Here is a 17,658-nt window from a genome sequence, read left to right on the forward strand (position 1 = left end):
TATGACACCGAATCAGAAGGGTGCCGTCCCAAGCTCGTCCGATGAACTTGGCATGGACACTTCCGGAATACGCCTTGCTGCTGCTACCACTGAGTAGGCAGAGATCCTGCTGGTCGGTCCCATGGAGGCTCCATGAAAATCTCCAGACTCGTGGCCCTGTCGTCCTCGCTCCTGTTCGGTGCCGTCATCGCCCTGACCGGGGCGGCCACCGCGAACGCCGCAACGTCCGTCGACTACGTCGCCCTGGGTGACTCCTACTCCTCGGGGGTCGGCTCCGGCAGCTACATCGGCTCCAGCGGCGACTGCAAGCGCAGCACCCTCGCGTATCCCTCGCTCTGGGCGGCCGCCCACTCGCCCGCCTCGTTCGCCTTCACCGCCTGCTCGGGCGCCCGCACCAACGATGTGACCGCGAGCCAGCTCGGACCGCTCAGCTCCTCGACCGACCTCGTCTCGATCTCCATCGGCGGCAACGACGCCGGATTCGCCGATGTCATGACGACCTGTGTCCTCCAGTCGGAGGCGACCTGCCTCAACCGGATCGCCACGGCCCGTGCCTACGTGGACTCCACGCTGCCCGGCCGGCTCGACTCGGTGTACTCGGCGATCAGCGCCAAGGCCCCGTCCGCCCACGTCGTCGTGCTCGGCTACCCGCGCTTCTACAAGATCGGCGGCAGTTGCGTCGTCGGCCTGAGCGACAAGGTCCGCACCGCCATCAACGGCGCCGCCGACTACCTCAACGCGGCCACCGCCAAGCGGGCCGCCGACCACGGTTTCACCTTCGGTGATGTCGCCGGGCCGTTCACCGGGCACGAGATCTGCTCCGGGAGTGCCTGGCTGCACAGTCTCAACTGGCTCAACATCGGCGAGTCGTACCATCCCTTCGCCGCCGGGCAGTCCGGTGGATACCTGCCCGTTCTCAACTCGCTCGACTGACCGGCGCGAACGCTCGTTCGCGCCTGGTGCGGCACGCCGTCGGTCCGCCTGCCGGGAAGCCCTGCAGGTCAGGGCCCTCTCCGGTGGGCGGTCCCGACGCGCCTGCGCCGCCCGGAGGTTGACGAACTGTCCAACTCGCCCTGGAATCGCGCGAATTCACGGACTGGTCGTCAACATCCGTATGTGTGTGCCCAATCCCGTGCCCGGGATACACGCGTGTCGCCGAGGGGCGATAGGGTTAACCTGCCCGGGCCGGGTGCCCTCGTACGGGTGGGGAGTGACATGGAACAGATAGCGATGCGCAGCAGGCCGCGTGTGCCTGCCATCACATGCGGGAGCGGTGCGACCAGTTCGCGCCTCGACCGCCATCTCGCAGTGCTGGGCGGCCCCGCCGTCCCGCAGCGTGAGTCCGCGGAGGCGACACTGCTGATGCTCGAACTCACCTCGCGCGACGCCGCGCACACCCGCCGGAGCAGGAGCGCGAGGGTTTCGCTCTTCGCCCCGCTGCGGCGACTGCGGCGCTCGCTCTTCGGCAGTCGCCGCTGACCCGACGCCCCGGTCCCGGCTCGCGCTGCTGCCCGCTCTTCCGTCATCCCCGGAGCCGGCAGTGGCGCGTCGCCATGTCCGCGCGCCTCCCGCTTGTGGGTGAGTGGGTGCCGAGGTAATTCGGTGCCGAAGTACTTCTAGACTGTCCGCATGCCCGAGAAGCGAGCCGCGCGCCTGAGCCCCGATGAGCGAAGGGCGCAGTTGGTCGCTATTGGCGTGGACATGCTCTCCGATCGTTCGCTGGACGAGCTCTCCACCGACGATGTGGCGCGCCGGGCCGGGATCTCCCGAGGGCTGCTCTTCCACTACTTCGACTCCAAGCGCGACTTCTACCGCTCCCTGGTGCAGCGGGAGTGCGACGGTTTCACCGCAGCCATGGAGCCGGACTCCGCGCTGGAGCCGGTCGCCTGGCTGCGGTCGTTCATCGCCGGGTTCGCGGCGTACGTCACGGAGCACCGCAGGGTCTATCTCGCCCTGGTCCGGGGCGCCGCCGGCAGCCATCCCGCCGTGGAGGACATCGTCGAGTCCACCCGCACCGCCGTGGCCCGGCGGCTGGAGGAGGGGCACCGACGGCTCGGGATGCCGGATTCGCCCCGGCTGCCCGTCGCCGCCCGGGCCTGGATGGCCTTCGCCGAGGAGGCCGTCACCAACTGGCCGCTCGACGAGCCGGACGCCCTCGACGACCTCGGCGCCTTCCTGGAGTCGGGCTTCGTCGCTCTGCTCGGCGCCCTGGACCGGCCGGCCGCGCTGACCGGCTGACCGGCCTGGTTCGCGCCTTCACTCGCCGCCGCGCGCGTAACGGCGCACGGACAGCGGCACGGCGACCGCGAGCAGTACCGCCGACCAGAGCAGCGTTCCGGCCACCGGGTGGGCGACCGGCCAGGCGGCGTCGGCGGCCGGTGCGGCGTTGCCGAAGAGGTCGCGGGCGGCCGCCGCGACGGCGCTGATCGGGTTCCACTCCGCGAGCGTGCGCAGCCACCCCGGCAGATCGCCGGTGGGGATGTACGCGTTGGAGAGCAGCGGCAGGATGAACGTGGACGCGCCCACCTGCCCGGCGGCCTCCTCGTTCCGGATCACGAGTCCCAGCCAGCAGCCCACCCACGACGTCGCGAACCGGAACAGCAGCAGCAGTCCGAACGCTCCCAGCGCGGCGGCCGGGCCGCCCTCGACCCGCCAGCCCACGGCGAGTCCGACCAGGATCAGGGGGGCCAGGCCGACGGCCGTCGTCAGCGCGTCGGCCGCGGTCTGCCCGAACGGCACGGCGGTCCGGCTCATGGGCAGGGTGCGCAGCCGGTCCATCACGCCCCGGTCGCAGTCCTGGGCGGCCTGGAACATCCCGGTCATGAGGCCGTTCGCCGCGGTCGCCGCCAGCAGGCCCGGCACCAGGAAGGCGCGGTACTCCTGGCCGGGGACGGCCAGGGCGCTGCCGAAGACGTACCCGAAGAACAGCAGCATCGTGATCGGCATGGTCTGGGTCAGGATCAGTACGCCCGGGGCCGCCTTGATCCGTTGGAGATGGCGGCCGAGCACGGCCAGGCCGTCCGATACCGGGGTGTGCGTGCTCCCGTCGTTCCGTGCCGTGGGCCGTGCCGTCACGCGTGCGTCGGTGCTCATGCTGCCGTCTCCTTGATGGGGGTGCCGCGGCCGGTCAGGCGCAGGAAGACCTCGTCGAGGGTGGGCGGGCGCAGGCTCGCGTCGATCACCGCCGCGCCCGCCGCGTCGAGCTCGCGGACGATCCGGGGCAGGGTGAGCGAGGGGTCGGTGGTGACCGCGCCCACCGTGCGGCGTTCGGGGTCCAGCACCGGCTCGGTGCCCGTCAGGTGGTCCAGAACGGCGGCCGCCGCCCCGAGCGCGGAGGCGTGGGCGACGACGACCTCGGCGTAACTGCCGATCCCGGCCTTCAGTTCGGCGGGGCTGCCGGTGTGGGCGGCCCGCCCGCTGTCGATGAGCACGATCTCGTCGGCCAGCTGGTCCGCCTCCTCCAGGTACTGCGTGGTGAGGAGGACGGTGGTGCCCCGGCCGGCCAGCTCCCGTACGGCCGCCCAGATCTGATTGCGGCTGTGCGGGTCGAGCCCGGTGGTCGGCTCGTCCAGGAACAGCACCCGCGGGCGGGCCAGCAGGCTGGCGGCGAGATCCAGGCGGCGGCGCATCCCGCCCGAGTAGGTGCGGGCCGGGCGGTCGGCCGCGTCGGTCAGCTCGAAGCGTTCGAGCAGCTCGTCGGCACGGGTGCGCGCGGCCTCGCCCCGGTACGTGAGCAGCCTGGCGAAGAGCCGCAGGTTCTGCCGGCCGGACAGCTCGCCGTCGACGGAGGCGCTCTGGCCCGTGACGCCGATCGCCGCCCGTACGGCCCCGGCCTCGCGCACCACGTCGTGGCCCGCGACCCGGGCGCTGCCGCCGTCGGGTGCGGTCAGCGTGGTGAGGACGCGGACGGCCGTGGTCTTGCCGGCGCCGTTGGGCCCCAGCACTCCGCAGACGGCGCCTTCGGCGACGGCCAGATCGAGGCCGCGCAGCGCATGGACGTCGCCATAGCGCTTCTCCAGACCTTCACTAAGTACAGCGTACGTAGTTGTCATGCCGTCACCGTACCGCACTACGTACGGTGTACGTAACTACCATGGTGATCGAGGTGATGACCGATGGTGGGGCGACCCGCTGTACCCGAAGTGATCTGGGCGCGCCCCGAGCGTGCGGGGCGGGGTCCCAAACCCGCCTTCAGCCGTGCGGACGTCGCGGCGGCCGCTGTGCGGATCGCGGACGCGGAGGGGCTCGACGCGGTGTCGATGCGCAAGGTGGCGGCCGAGCTCGGCTGCGGCACCATGTCGCTGTACAACTACGTGCCCCGCAAGGAGGACCTGCACGAGCTGATGCTCGACGCGGTCAGCGCCGGCTACGACTACCCCGAGCCCTCCGGCGACTGGCGCGCCGACCTGCTCGCCCTCGCCCGTCAGACCCGGGACATGATGCGCCGCCACACCTGGGTGCCCCGGCTGATGTCACCGGTGTACGGATTCAGCCCGAACGCCCTGCGCTACCTGGAGTACGCCCTGAGCTGCCTGGACGGGGTCGACGCACGGTTCGGCGAGAAGATGGAACTCATCGCCATGGTCAACGGTGTGGTGACCACCTACACCGCCAACGAGATCGCCACGGCGGAGCGCAGCCGGTCGCTGCCCTGGTCCGAGGAACAGGAGCAGGCCGCCCGTACCGGGTACCTGATCAGCCAGATCATGACCGGGAAGTACCCGCGGATGGCCGCCGGGTTCGCCGAGGACTCCGGGCCGATCGACCTGGAGGGGGTGTTCGACCGGGCGCTCAACCGGGTGCTGGACTCGTTCGGCCGCGCCTGACCTCCGTGGACAGCCCTCAGGGCCGTTCGGCGGCCCGGCGAAGTCACAGCAGGGCGAACTGGCCGTCCGGGCCCTCCTCCCGGTGGTCGAGCACCGATGCGGGCCGCCGGGCCCCCGGGGCCACCGGCAGCACGCCCGCCGCCCGCAGTTCGCGCACGCCGATCTCCGGGCCCCGGGCCAGCTCCTCCTGGCGGGGCCGGAGTTCCGCGAGAAGCGCGAGCTGCGTGATCAGTTCCAGCAGCTCCGACGTCCACTCCTGCGGCCAGACGCGGGGGCGCAGGGCCGCCAGGCCCTCCGTGCCCGCCGGCCCGGACACCGCGCTCCGGCGCCCGAACCACAGCTCCAGCGTCCGTACGCCGCCCACCCGGAATTCCCACGCACCGGCGGGCACCGGCGCGATGCGGCCCGTACCGAGGCACAGCACCCGTTCCTCGGAGTCGTAGGACAGCTCCGCCGGGGCGGGCGGCACGGCGGCCCGCACATAGGGGCGGCGGCCGCCCGGCAGCCGGGGGCGCTCGCCGCCCCGCGCCCCGCGCAGCTGGATCCGCACCAGTTCGCGTCCGAGCTCCACCCCCGCCGACCAGCGCGCGGTGTCCGCGGGCAGCGGCACCACGCAGCCGGCCGGGCTCTGCCGGGCCGCAGCGAGGATCCAGGCCAGCACCGACTCGGCCGTGACCGCGTCCCCGTGGCGGGCGCGGAGCAGGCCGAGCAGGCCGGGGGCCAGATTGGGTTCGGCGCCGCCGGGGCGCCGGAACAACGGGCGGATCCGGCCCGGCCTCCCCGCGGGGGAGTGGCCGTCGGGGAGCAGTGCGGTCACCGAGAGGGCGGGCCCCGTGTTCTGGGGCACCCGGCCGTGCTCGACGACGAAGAGCTGGTGACCGTCGGCGACCCGCCACAGCTCGGGACGGGCCATGTCGATCAGGCGGTGGTCGGGGAGCAGCCACTGTTCGTCGAACGGTCCGTGCAGGATCCGTACCGGATCGGGGCACGGACCCGGTTCACGGGCGAAGGGGCCGGTCGCGGTGGACTGACCGGGCAGGGCCGCCACCGCGGTCCGCGGCGTACGCGCCCGGGTGGGCCCGAACAGCTGCTCACGCTCGGCGCCCGGGGCGCGTACGAGCCGCTCCCAGCGGGCGCGCAGTGAGGCCGGGTCGGGGGCGGTCACCCAGGGCCGCCCCGTCCTGAGCGGCCGTACGGACCAGGGCATGAGGTCGTCGAGGAGCGGGCTGCGCGGGCCCTCGCCGGAGCCGGCCGCTGCCGGTGCTGCCACCGTGTCGTCCTCCCCGTCGCCACGTCCGCCGCCTTCCCGGGCATCGTAACGGCGGGGCCGCGGGCGCCGGCAGGGTGCCTGGCGTGACCCGCGGCCCCGCCGTCAGTGCGCCTCCACCGTGACCGAGAAGGAGAACCGGTCGCCCCGGTAGCGGATCTGCGCCACGTCCACCACCCGGCCGCTCTCGTCGTACGTCACGCCCGTGTAGTACAGGATCGGGCTGAGCAGCGGGACCCGGAGCAGTTCGGCGGTGGCGGGGTCGGCGAGCCGGGCCTCGACCGTGTCGGTGATCCGGGCGATCGGGACGCCGACGCGGTCGCGCAGCACCTTGGTCATCGGCCAGCGTTCGAGGTCGGCGGGGTCGAGCCCGGCCGCGGCCTCCGGATGGACCCAGTTCTGCGCCCAGTTGGTCGGCTCCCCGGTGTCCTCCTCGCACCGCAGGCGCCGGTAGCCGGTGACTTCCGGGCAGCCGGGGAAGTACTCCGCGACATCGCCCGGCACGGGTGACGGGCCGTGGTCGAGGACGGTGGTCCGCTCGCCCGACTGCTGGGCGACGATCGCGTCGATCGAACCGAGCAGCCGCACCGGCGACACCCGGCGTGCGCGCGGCTCGATGAAGGTGCCGCGCCGCCGGTGCCGGCTGATCAGCCCCTCCGTCTCCAGCTCCTTCAGCGCCTGGCGCATGGTGAGGACGCTGACCCCGTAGTGCGCGGCGAGCTGTTCCTCGGTCGGCAGCCGCAGGGTGGCGTCCGCGGTGCGGCCCAGTATCGAGGCCCGCAACGACTGCGAGACCTGATACCAGAGCGGGAGCTTGCGGTTCAGGACCAGGGAGTCGGGCGCGAAGGCGGCCCCCTGGGCCATGGGGGACTTCGGAGGGGGCGTCGGCACCTGGGTCACCTGCGTTCGTCGTCGCTGCGCACGGGGGCCGTTACGGCCTGAAGTTGCGGCTCAGACCCTGCCACACGTCGTCGTAGCCGTGCTGGAGATGGCCGGCCGCCGCCGCCTGTCCGGTCGCCGTGACGGGCCAGCGGGTCTCGAACATGAAGGCCAGGCCGTCGTCGATCTTCTGCGGCTTCAGCTCCGCCGCGCTCGCCCGCTCGAAGGTCTCCCGGTCCGGGCCGTGCGCCGACATCATGTTGTGCAGGGAGCCGCCGCCGGGCACGAAGCCCCCCTTGCCGGCCGTCTTCGCGTCGTACGCGCCCTCGATCAGGCCCATGTACTCGCTCATGACGTTGCGGTGGAAGTACGGCGGCCGGAAGGTGTCCTCGCCGACCAGCCAGCGCGGCGCGAACACCACGAAGTCGACCCCGGCGAGACCAGGGGTGTCCGTGGGCGAGGTCAGCACCGTGAAGATCGACGGGTCCGGGTGGTCGTAGCTGATCGAGCCCATGACGTTGAACCGGCGCAGGTCGTAGACGTAGGGGGTGTGGTTGCCGTGCCACGCGACCACATCGAGCGGCGAGTGGTCGTACGTCGCCGACCAGAGGTTGCCGCAGTACTTGTTGACCACCTCGACCGGGCCCTCCACGTCCTCGTACGCCGCGACCGGGGCGAGGAAGTCCCGCGCGTTCGCGAGGCCGTTGGCGCCGATCGGACCGAGGTCGGGGAGGACGAACGGCTGGCCGTAGTTCTCGCAGACGTAGCCGCGGGCGGTCGCGTCGAGCAGTTCGACCCGGAAGCGGACCCCGCGCGGGATCAGGGCGACGTGGCCGGGTTCCGCGCGCAGCAGGCCCAGTTCGGTACGGAGCAGCAGTCCGCCGAGCTCGGGGACGATGAGGAGTTCGCCGTCGCTGTCACTGAACACCCGGTCCGTCATGGCGGCGTCGGCCGCGTAGAGGTGGATGGCCATGCCGGTGCGCTGGGCGGCGTCGCCGTTTCCTCCCAGCGTCCACAGGCCGGACAGGAAGTCCGTGCCGGGCGCGGGCTCCGGAAGCGGGTCCCAGCGCAGCCGGTTGGGGTCGGGGACGGTCTCGGTGAAGGGGGCGGTGCGCAGGGTCCCGTTGTCGATCCGGACGAACGGCGGATGGGCCGCGGAGGGGCGGATCCGGTAGAGCCAGGAGCGGCGGTTGTGGACGCGCGGCTCGGTGAAGGCCGAACCGCTCAGCTGCTCGGCGTAGAGCCCCAGAGGTGCGCGCTGCGGTGAGTTGCGGCCGTGCGGCAGCGCCCCCGGCACCGCTTCCGAGCTGTGCTGATTGCCGAATCCGGCGGAGTGTGCGAGCCCTTCCGCCGTCTTCCGCGCCTGCTCGATGCCGCTCATGTGTGCTCCCGGTGCATGAGGAATGCTGGAATCCTATGGTCAACCGTAGGAATCGGAACGGGGAGAGTCAACGGCATTCGCGCGGCACAGGGGGGTTTCAAAAGATGAACAATGCTCTACTCTCCCGCACATGTCGTGGACACGAAGACTTTTGGCTGTTCTGGCGGCGCTCGCGGCCGTCCTTCTCGCGGCCCCGGCCGCCCAGGCGCACGAGGAGCGGCCGGTCACCCTGCCCGACGGCACCGGCCGTGTCCCCGTGTACCGGGCGGGGGAGCCCGATCTCCTGGTCTGCAAGAGCGACCGGGCCGACTTCGAGCGCCGGATCTCCGGATTCCCGGACGCCCTGCGGACCAGGAACCTGGCGCTCTTCGACCGGTGCCAGAAGTCCGGCTACCGACATCTCCAGCAGGCCGTCGACGCGGTCACCGGGCCCGGGAAGAACATCGCGATCCTGCCCGGCCTCTACGAGGAGGAGCCCTCGCTGCCCGCTCCCGAGGGGGAGTGCGCCGGGCTGAAAGCCCCCAGGTCCCAGCTCGGCTACCAGATCCTGAGCTACGCCCAGCAGGCGAAGTGCCCGCACAACCAGAACCTGGTGGCGATCCTCGGCAAGAAGGACCTCCAGATCGAGGGCACCGGCGCCGCGCGCACGGACGTCGTCATCGACGCCAAGTACCAGAAGCTCAACGCGGTCCGCGCGGACGGCTCCGACGGCGTCTACTTCAAGAACTTCACCGCGCAGCGCACCACGTTCAACTCGCTCTACATCCTGGCGCAGGACGGGTTCGTCATCGACGACGTCCTGACCCGGTGGAACGACGAGTACGGCTTCCTGACCTTCGCCAGCGACCACGGCCTGTACAAGAACTGCGAGTCGTACGGCAACGGCGACTCCGGCATCTACCCGGGCAGCGCGTCGGACATCAACGACGCGCACGGCTACGAGGTGCCGCGCTACTCGATCGAGATCACCGGCTGCCGCAGCCACCACAACATGGTCGGCTACTCCGGCACCGCGGGTGACTCCGTCCACGTCCACGACAACGAGTTCGACCACAACATGGGCGGCGCCTCGATGGACAGCGCCTTCCCCGGCCACCCCGGCCTGCCGCAGAACCACGCCCGTTTCGAGCGCAACCTGATCCACGACAACAACGCCGACTACTACCCGTACGTCGCCGACGGCACCTGCGCCAAGCCGCCCGTCGAGCGCGGTTACGAGGACGGGGTGGTCTGCCCGCAGATCTCCATGCCCCCGGGCACCGGCATCATCACCGCGGGCGGCAACTGGAACCTCTACGAGGACAACTGGGTCTACGGGCAGAAGCGCGCCGCCTTCTTCCTGAGCGCGGTCCCCGCCTTCATCCGCGGCGAGGACGCCCTCGGCAAGCAGACCGACACCTCGCACCACAACCGGTACGCGAACAACCACCTCGGCACCGACAAGCAGGGCAGGCCGCGTCCCAACGGCACCGACGTGTGGTGGGACGGCCAGGGGGCGGGCAACTGCTGGCAGTCGGACACGGGCGCCTCCACTCCGCGCTCCCTGCCCGTGTGCGGGTCCGGGCGGGGATCCGTCTCCGGCAGCACCGACCGGCTGGTGGGGGAACCCGTCAAGCTCGCCCAGCTGCTGGTCTGCGCCGACTACAACGTGCAGGCGCGCCGGCTGCCGGCCGGCTGCGACTGGTACGGGGCGCGCGGCATCGAACGCGTCGAGGTGCAGGCGGCCCTGGGTACCGCGGTGGTGCTCGCGCTGGTCGGCGGAGTGCTGTGGTGGCGCCGGCTGCGGTCCAGCCGGCTCGCGACGGCCGCCACCCTCCTGGGTCTGCTGGGCCTCGGCCTGGACGTGGCCGGCTCGACCATGGGCCTCGCCTCCACCTATGTGCCCGCCCTCGCGCTGCTGCTGACCGGGCTCTGGTGGACCGGCATCGGGCTGGTGCTGCGGCGGGGGCGGCCGGGGCTGGGCTGGGTCACGGTGGCGCTGGGCGGTCTCACGCTGCTCGACGCGGTGGACAAGGGCGTGTTCATGATCCCGTGGATTCCGCTGAGCCCGGCCTGGGTGCGGGGGTTGCTCGGCCTGGTCTGGGTGGTGTGGGCCGTCGTGGCCGCCGCCCGCCACGGAGCGCCCGCGACGGGGACGCCGGATGTGGAGGCGGTGCCGCACGGGGAAGGGGCGCCGGACGCGACGAGGGCGCCGGACGTGGAGGGGACGCCGGACGCGACGGGGGCGCCGGACCTGGAGCGGGTTGCGGGAGGCGGCGAGGGGTCCGGTACGGGACCGGCCACCGGATCTGACGGCGGGCCGGCTCCCCGGCGCGGCCCGGCGCGACCCGGGCGCTCCGCCGCTTCCACCGCTCCTCCCACCGCCCCGCCCGCCGGACCGGACGGAGAACCGTCGTGAACCGCCGTCCGAACCGGACCTGGGCGCCGCCCCGCGCACAACGGTCCGCCGCCGCCCTGCTCGTCGCCGCCCTCCTGCTCGGCGCGGCCGCCTGCGGGGGGCGCGCCACCACCCACCACAAGCCGGGCACCAGCCATGAGCAGGCCACCGGCAGCACCGGCCGGCTCCTGACCGCGGAGGACGGTTCGGGCCACCGGCTGCGCCAGGTCGACGCCGAGGGCGCGCCCGAGGTGGCCATGGCCGTCCGGCCGGACTCGGAGGACGGCTGGAACGTCCATCTCACGGTGGGGAACTTCCGGTTCACCCCGGACAGCGTCGGCGGCGCCGCGCTCCTGGGGCGCGGCCACGCCCGGCTCTTCCTCGACGGCCACCCCCTCGCCCGTGTCTACGGCGCCTGGTTCCACCTCCCGGAGTCACTGCTGCGCGCCGCCGGGGGCGGCACCCGGCTGACGGCTCGCCTCTACGCCGACGACCACACCGCCTGGGCGGTCGACGCCGCCCCGGTCCAGGCCACCGCCACGCTCGGCGGGGCGGCTTCGCCACCCACCGTCCCTCCCGCTCCCCGCCCCGGCACCACCCTGGACATCTCGGTCCGCGACGGCAAGGTCAGCCCCGCTCCCGGACGCACCGAGGTCAAGAAGGGCCGGACCGTGCGCCTCGTGGTCCGCAGCGACCGCGACGACACCCTTCACGTCCACGGCTACGACAAGGAGGCGCGGCTGCCCGCCGGCCGGACCGTCACCCTCACCTTCACCGCCGACCGCACCGGGCTCTTCGAGGTCGAGACGCACGAGTCCGACCTGCTCCTGACCCAGCTCGTCGTACGGTGACGGTCCTCGACGCTCCCGGAGCCGGCACCGGCTCCGGGAGCGTGAGCGTCCTCGCCCACGGCATCGGCGCCCAGCACGATCTGCCCCTCTCGCCGTTCTACGCCTTCGCGGGAGCCTTCGCCGCGCTGTTCGTCTCCTTTCTCGCCCTCGGCCTGCTCTGGCCCGCCTCCCGCTTCCGGGGCGACCGGGCGGGCCGCCCGCTGCCGGCCGCCGTCCAGCGCGCCGCCGACGCCCGCCCCACCCGCATCGCGGCCCGTACGCTCGGCCTGGCCGCCGCGCTCCTGGTCGTCCTCCACCTCCTCCTCGGCCCGGCCGACCCGGACCGCAACCCCGCCCCGGGCGCCGCCTACGTACTCCTCTGGGTCGGGCTCGTCCCGGCCTCGCTGCTGCTGGGGCCCGTCTGGCGGCTGCTCAACCCGCTGCGCACCCTGCACCTCCTCGGCTGCCGCGTGCTCGGACGCGACCCGGCCGCCGGGCGCCCCCTGCCCCCGCGCCTCGGGATGTGGCCCGCCGCGGCCGGGCTCCTCGCCTTCACCTGGCTCGAACTCGTCGCCCCCGACCCCGCCTCACCCACCGCACTCCTCCTCTTCCTCGCCCTGTACTCCAGCGCGCAGCTCGCGGGCGCCTCCCTCCACGGAGCCCGGTGGTTCGACCACGCCGACGCCTTCGAGGCCTATTCGGGCCTCCTCGCCCGGCTCTCGCCGCTCGGCCGCCGCCCCGGCGACCACCGCCTCGTCCTGCGCTCCCCCTTCAACGGACTCGACGCCACGCCCCGACTGCCCGGGCTCGTGGCCACGGTCTGCGTGCTGCTCGGCTCCACCGCGTACGACGGCTTCTCCGACGCCCCCTCCTGGATCACCACCGTCCAGACCTCTGCCCTGGGCCGTACGACCACCGCCACCCTCGGTCTGCTGGCGGCCGTCGCCCTCGTCGCCGCCCTCTACTCCCTCTGCGCCGGCGCCGTCCGGCTCCTCTCCGGTCAACTGCCGCACCCCTTGACCGCCTTCGCGCACTCCCTCGTCCCGATCGCCCTCGGCTATCTCGTGGCCCACTACTTCACACTCTTCGTCACCGAAGGGCCACACACCGTCATGGTGGCACTCGGCACTGACAATCCCGTTCCGCCCCAGCCGTTCCTCGGCCCGGGCGCCCTCGCCACGCTCCAGGTGGTCGCGATCGTGCTCGGGCATGTCCTCGGCGTCGTCGCCGCCCACGACCGCTCCGTCCGGCTCTTCCCGCCCGGCCGCGCCGTCGCGGGCCAGCTTCCGCTCCTGGTCCTGATGGTGGCGTACACGACCGGAGGGCTGGCCCTGCTCATCGCCTGAGGAGCGCCGGGGAGCGGGCCTCCGCCAGGAATCCGAGCCCCGGCACCGAGCCCGCCTCCGTCAGGGATCCGAACCCCGGCACCGAGCCCGCCTCCGTCAGGGATCCGAACCCCGGCACCGAGCCCGCCTCCGTCAGGGATCCGAACCCCGGCACCGAGCCCGACCCGCGCCTGCGCCCCGGGAGTCCCACGGCATCATGGAACCCGTGCCCCATGCGAACACGAACCTCCGCCGCGCCCCCGTGCAGCAGCGCAGCGCCGAGCGCCTCGCCCGGATACTCGACGCCTGTGCCGAACTCCTCGACGAGACCGGCTACGAGCAGCTCTCCACCAGGGCCGTGGCCGTACGCGCGGGGGTTCCCATCGGTTCCGTCTACCGCTTCTTCTCCAACAAGCGGGCCCTCGCCGACGCCCTGGCCCGCCGCAACCTGGACAGCTACGCCGAGCGGATCACCGCCCGGCTGGTCACCATCCCGGCCGGTGACTGGCGGCCCGCCATCGACGCCGTGCTCGACGAGTACCTGGCGATGAAGACCTCCGTCCCCGGCTTCTCCCTCATCGACTTCGGCGCCCCCGCGCCGGTCGACGACCCGGCCGACGACGCCAATCTGCGCGTGGCCGGCCGACTCGTGGAGCTGCTCGCCGGCCATCTGGGGCGCGAGTCCGACGACGCCCTCCTGCGCTCCATCCTGGTCTGCGTGGAGGCGGCCGACGCCCTGCTCCAGCTCGCCTTCCGCACCGACCCGTCCGGCGACCCGGCGATCGTCGCCGAGACGCGCGTGCTGCTTCAGGCCTACCTCGCGCGGGTGCTGGACTGAGCTCGGCCGGCCCTCGGGGGGCGGGGGAAGGGGCGGCCCTGCCCGCCACCTTCTTCTCCGCACACCTCCCCAGCATGCGTACCGGTCGGTATGCTCGGCCGTGCTCACGCATGTCCGCGCGCCACCGCTGCCGCCGCCCCGGGAGGGCCCCATGCCGCACGACCCCAGCAGCTCCCGTACCGCCCTGCGCATCTGCCCGCTCTGCGAAGCGACCTGCGGGCTCACCCTCACCATCGAGGGGACCAGGGTCACCGGTGCCCGCGGCGACCGCGAGGACGTGTTCAGCAAGGGGTTCATCTGCCCCAAGGGCGCATCGATCGGCGGGCTCGACGAGGATCCCGACCGGCTGCGCACCCCCCTCGTCCGCAAGGGCGGCGTCCTGACGGAGGCGAGCTGGAGCGAGGCGTTCGACGCGATCGCCCACGCCCTGCCGGCCGTCTCCCGGGACCACGGGCCACAGTCCGTCGGCGTCGTCCTCGGCAACCCCAACGTGCACACCATGGCCGGCGCCCTCTACCCGCCCGCCCTGCTCGGCGCCCTGCGGACCCGGGCCCTGTTCACCGCGAGCACCCTCGACCAGATGCCCAAGCACGTCTCCAGCGGGCTGCTCTTCGGCGACCCGAACGCCATCCCCGTGCCGGACCTCGACCGCACCGACCACCTGCTGATGCTGGGCGCCAACCCCCTCGAATCCAACGGCAGCCTGTGCACCGCCCCCGACTTCCCGGGCAAGCTCAAGGCGTTGCGCCGCCGGGGCGGCACCCTCACCGTCGTCGACCCGCGCCGTACCCGGACCGCCCGCCTCGCCGACCGGCACGTGGCCATCCGGCCCGGCACCGACGCCCTCCTGCTCGCGGCCATGGCGCACGTGCTGTTCGAGGAGAAGCTGACCGACCCGGGCGCGCTCGCGGACCACGTCGAAGGGCTCGGCGAAGTCGCCGAAGCCGTAAGCGACTTCACGCCGGAGGCCGTCGCCGAGGCCTGCGACGTGGACGCCGGCGCCATCCGCGCCCTCGCCCGGGAGCTCGCGGCCGCCCGCACCGCCGCCGTATACGGCCGCATCGGCAGCTGCACCGTCGAACACGGCACCCTCGCCAGCTGGCTCGTCGACGTCCTCAACGTCCTCACCGGCAACCTCGACCGCCCCGGCGGCGCCCTCTTCCCGCTCTCCGCGACCGCGCGCGCCCCGCGCCCCGCCGCCCCCGGCAAGGGCTTCGCCCTGGGCCGCTGGGCGAGCCGGGTCTCCGGCCACCCCGAGGCGAAGGGCGAACTGCCCCTCTCCGCACTGGCCGAGGAGATCACGACGCCCGGCGAGGGGCGGATCCGCGCCCTGATCGTCCTGGCCGCCAACCCCGTCCTCTCCGCGCCCGACGGCGACCGGCTCGACGCCGCACTGGCCGACGGTCTCGACTTCATGGTGAGCGTCGACCCCTATCTCAACGAGACGTCCCGCCACGCGGATGTCGTGCTGCCCCCGCCGCCGCCCTCGCAGAGCGCCCACTTCGACTTCGCGTTCAACGCCCTGGCCGTGCGCAACCAGGTCCGCTACACCCGACCCGCCCTGCCCCTGGGCGCCGGCCGCATGGACGAGGCGGAGATCCTCGCCCGGCTCGTCCTCGCGGTCTCCGGGATGCACGGCGCGGAGCCGGACGCCGTGGACACCATGATCATCGACCGGGCCCTCGGCAAGGCGGTCGCCGATCCGCTCTCACCGGTATACGGCCGGGACCCCGCCGGCATCGCCGCCGCGCTCACCGGCCGCACCGGGGCCGAGCGGCGCCTCGACCTGATGCTCCGTCTCGGCCCCTACGGCGAGGGCTTCGGCGCCGACCCCGACGGGCTCAGCCTGGAGCGGCTGCTCGCCCACCCGCACGGCATCGACCTCGGCCCCCTCGTGCCCCGTGTCCCCGAGATCCTCACCACCCGCAGCGGGCGCGTCGAGCTGTTCCCCGCCCCGATCGCCGCCGACCTGCCCAGACTGCGCCGGGCCCTCGACGGCCGCGCCGACCCCGAAGCGCTCGTCCTCATCGGCCGCCGCCATCTGCGGTCCAACAACAGCTGGCTGCACAACGTCGCCGCGCTCCGGGGCGGCTCCAACGTCTGCACCCTCCAGATCCACCCCGAGGACGCGGCACGCCTCGGACTGACCGACGGGGCGCCCGCCAAGGTCACCGGGGACGGCGGGGAGCTGACCGTCCCGGTCGAGGTCACCGACGGGGTGCGCACCGGCGTGGTGAGCCTTCCGCACGGCTGGGGGCACGACCGCCCCGGCACCAGGATGTCCGTCGCCGCCGAGCAGCCCGGCGTCAACGTCAACCAGCTCCTCGACGGCAGCCGCCTCGACCCGCTCTCCGGCACCGCCGTGCTCAACGGCATTCCGGTCACGGTCACGCCCTCGCGTTGACCTGGGGTTTTGCTCGTATTGCTCACATGTCAACGTCTTGTTAACGCCGTGGGGCGCCCCCTAACGTCATCCGCACCGCCGGCTCCGGTGGGAGTTCAAGGGTGAACGATAGGTATCCATATGCTGACAATCCTCGGCTTTGCCATGATCGCGACCTTCCTGGTCCTGATCATGATGAAGAAGATGTCGCCGATCGCGGCGCTCGTCCTGATCCCCGCGCTGTTCTGCGTGGCCGTGGGGAAGGGCGCGAAACTCGGTGACTACGTCATCGAGGGCGTCGGCAATCTGGCCCCGACCGCCGCCATGCTGATGTTCGCGATCGTCTACTTCGGGGTGATGATCGACGTCGGACTCTTCGACCCGATCGTCCGGGGCATCCTGCGCTTCTGCAAGGCCGACCCGATGCGGATCGTCGTGGGTACGGCGGTGCTCGCCGCGATCGTCTCGCTGGACGGCGACGGCTCCACCACCTTCATGATCACCGTCTCGGCCATGTATCCGCTCTACAAGCGCCTGAAGATGAGCCTGGTCGTGATGACCGGCGTCGCCGCCACGGCGAACGGCGTCATGAACACCCTGCCCTGGGGCGGCCCCACGGCCCGCGCCGCCACCGCCCTGAAGCTGGACGCCGGGGACATCTTCGTGCCCATGATCCCGGCGCTCGGCGTCGGACTGCTCGCGGTGATCCTGCTGGCCGTCGTCCTCGGCCGGCGCGAGCGCAAGCGGCTCGGCACGCTCAGCATCGACGACGCGCTGACGGCCCCCGCGGTCACGGAGACCGAGACGGTCCTCGTCGCCGCCGGCGGCGGCGACCGGCTGCACAAGAGCACCGGCGGAGCCGGATCGGGCGGTACGGAGTCCGAGGCGCCCGAGGAGGCCGGCGACGGCTTCAAGGGCCTGGACCCCCACCGCGCCACCCTGCGGCCGAAGCTCTACTGGTTCAACGCGGCCCTCACCGTCACCCTGCTCACCGCGATGATCATGGAACTGATGCCGATCCCGGTGCTCTTCCTCCTCGGCGCGGCCCTCGCCCTCACGGTGAACTTCCCGCACATGCCCGACCAGCGGGCCCGCATCGCCGCCCACGCCGACAACGTCCTCAACGTCTCCGGCATGGTCTTCGCCGCCGCCGTCTTCACCGGCGTCCTCACCGGCACCGGCATGGTCGACCACATGGCCAACTGGCTGGTCGGCGCGATCCCGGAGGGCATGGGGCCGCACATGGCCCTCGTGACCGGCGTGCTGAGCATCCCCCTCACGTACTTCATGTCCAACGACGGCTTCTACTTCGGAGTCGTGCCCGTGCTCGCCGAGGCCGGAGCCGCGCACGGCGTCTCGCCCCTGGAGATCGCCCGCGCCTCCCTGATCGGCCAGCCCCTGCACATGTCGTCCCCGCTGGTGCCCGCCGTCTACGTCCTCGTCGGCATGGCCAAGGTCGAGTTCGGCGACCACACCCGCTTCACCGTCAAGTGGGCCGCGCTCACCTCCCTGGTGGTCCTCGGCGCCGGACTCCTGTTCGGGATCATCTGAT

15 protein-coding genes are annotated in these 17,658 nt (G+C 72.6%); 10 read left to right on the forward strand and 5 right to left on the reverse strand.

The genetic code is table 11. The features are described 5' to 3' along the window. The first annotated feature begins 132 nt into the window (after nt 1–132). The 3 genes from E6R60_RS21105 to E6R60_RS21115 all read left to right on the forward strand — a co-directional run bounded on the left by E6R60_RS21105 (nt 133) and on the right by E6R60_RS21115 (nt 2,238). Nucleotides 133–933: an SGNH/GDSL hydrolase family protein gene (locus E6R60_RS21105; protein WP_136328172.1), complete on the forward strand. Its 801-nt coding sequence runs from the start codon at nt 133–135 to the stop codon at nt 931–933. A 282-nt stretch (nt 934–1,215) separates the two neighbouring features. After that, nucleotides 1,216–1,479 carry a hypothetical protein gene (locus E6R60_RS21110; protein WP_136328173.1) on the forward strand — a complete coding sequence of 88 codons (264 nt, stop codon included), beginning with the start codon at nt 1,216–1,218 and terminating at the stop codon, nt 1,477–1,479. A 150-nt stretch (nt 1,480–1,629) separates the two neighbouring features. Beyond that, entirely contained in the window at nt 1,630–2,238 is a 609-nt protein-coding gene (locus E6R60_RS21115; protein WP_136328174.1) for a TetR/AcrR family transcriptional regulator, read from the forward strand. Between the two features lie 18 nt (nt 2,239–2,256). Here the strand turns inward: E6R60_RS21115 and E6R60_RS21120 are convergent, their stop codons facing one another. Both E6R60_RS21120 and E6R60_RS21125 read right to left on the reverse strand, forming a co-directional pair. Beyond that, entirely contained in the window at nt 2,257–3,093 is an 837-nt protein-coding gene (locus E6R60_RS21120) for an ABC transporter permease (protein ID WP_136328175.1), read from the reverse strand. Then, entirely contained in the window at nt 3,090–4,052 is a 963-nt protein-coding gene (locus E6R60_RS21125) for an ATP-binding cassette domain-containing protein (RefSeq protein WP_136328176.1), read from the reverse strand. Before E6R60_RS21125 ends, E6R60_RS21120 begins: the two co-directional genes overlap by 4 nt. Before the next feature lie 63 nt (nt 4,053–4,115). Between E6R60_RS21125 and E6R60_RS21130 the strand changes: the two genes are divergently transcribed. Beyond that, nucleotides 4,116–4,826: a TetR/AcrR family transcriptional regulator C-terminal domain-containing protein gene (locus E6R60_RS21130; RefSeq protein WP_136328177.1), complete on the forward strand. Its 711-nt coding sequence runs from the start codon at nt 4,116–4,118 to the stop codon at nt 4,824–4,826. A gap of 43 nt (nt 4,827–4,869) precedes the next feature. On the opposite strand, the gene E6R60_RS21135 is transcribed toward E6R60_RS21130, so the two are convergent. The 3 genes from E6R60_RS21135 to hmgA all read right to left on the reverse strand — a co-directional run bounded on the left by E6R60_RS21135 (nt 4,870) and on the right by hmgA (nt 8,353). Then, nucleotides 4,870–6,096, reverse strand: coding sequence for a type ISP restriction/modification enzyme (locus E6R60_RS21135; protein WP_136328178.1), 1,227 nt, complete (start codon nt 6,094–6,096; stop codon nt 4,870–4,872). A gap of 102 nt (nt 6,097–6,198) precedes the next feature. Beyond that, nucleotides 6,199–6,957, reverse strand: a complete 759-nt coding sequence (locus tag E6R60_RS21140) for a GntR family transcriptional regulator (RefSeq protein ID WP_136328260.1) — start codon at nt 6,955–6,957, stop codon at nt 6,199–6,201. Between the two features lie 67 nt (nt 6,958–7,024). After that, entirely contained in the window at nt 7,025–8,353 is a 1,329-nt protein-coding gene (gene hmgA / locus E6R60_RS21145; RefSeq protein ID WP_136328179.1) for a homogentisate 1,2-dioxygenase, read from the reverse strand. Between the two features lie 130 nt (nt 8,354–8,483). On the opposite strand from hmgA, the gene E6R60_RS21150 reads away from it, so the two are divergent. From E6R60_RS21150 to E6R60_RS21175, 6 genes are all read left to right on the forward strand, one after another. After that, on the forward strand, nt 8,484–10,751 hold the full coding sequence (locus tag E6R60_RS21150; protein ID WP_240802639.1) for a right-handed parallel beta-helix repeat-containing protein: 2,268 nt from the start codon (nt 8,484–8,486) through the stop codon (nt 10,749–10,751). Further along, the gene (locus tag E6R60_RS21155; RefSeq protein ID WP_136328180.1) at nt 10,748–11,581 is read left to right on the forward strand and encodes a hypothetical protein; all 834 of its coding nucleotides are present in this window, start codon (nt 10,748–10,750) and stop codon (nt 11,579–11,581) included. The genes E6R60_RS21150 and E6R60_RS21155 overlap by 4 nt, the downstream gene beginning before the upstream one ends. Nucleotides 11,582–11,622: 41 nt before the next feature. Beyond that, nucleotides 11,623–12,906: a hypothetical protein gene (locus E6R60_RS21160; RefSeq protein ID WP_136328261.1), complete on the forward strand. Its 1,284-nt coding sequence runs from the start codon at nt 11,623–11,625 to the stop codon at nt 12,904–12,906. 196 nt (nt 12,907–13,102) lie between these two features. Beyond that, complete coding sequence (locus E6R60_RS21165) at nt 13,103–13,723, forward strand: TetR/AcrR family transcriptional regulator (RefSeq protein ID WP_136328181.1); 621 nt, start codon at nt 13,103–13,105, stop codon at nt 13,721–13,723. Between the two features lie 151 nt (nt 13,724–13,874). Next, nucleotides 13,875–16,127 (forward strand): molybdopterin oxidoreductase family protein, encoded by a 2,253-nt coding sequence (locus E6R60_RS21170; RefSeq protein ID WP_136328182.1) that lies wholly within the window; start codon nt 13,875–13,877, stop codon nt 16,125–16,127. Between the two features lie 120 nt (nt 16,128–16,247). Beyond that, nucleotides 16,248–17,657 (forward strand): citrate:proton symporter, encoded by a 1,410-nt coding sequence (locus E6R60_RS21175; protein ID WP_136328183.1) that lies wholly within the window; start codon nt 16,248–16,250, stop codon nt 17,655–17,657. Nucleotide 17,658 lies beyond the last annotated feature (1 nt).

This window comes from Streptomyces sp. A0642 (genome assembly GCF_004795105.1).
Lineage (GTDB): Bacteria > Actinomycetota > Actinomycetes > Streptomycetales > Streptomycetaceae > Streptomyces.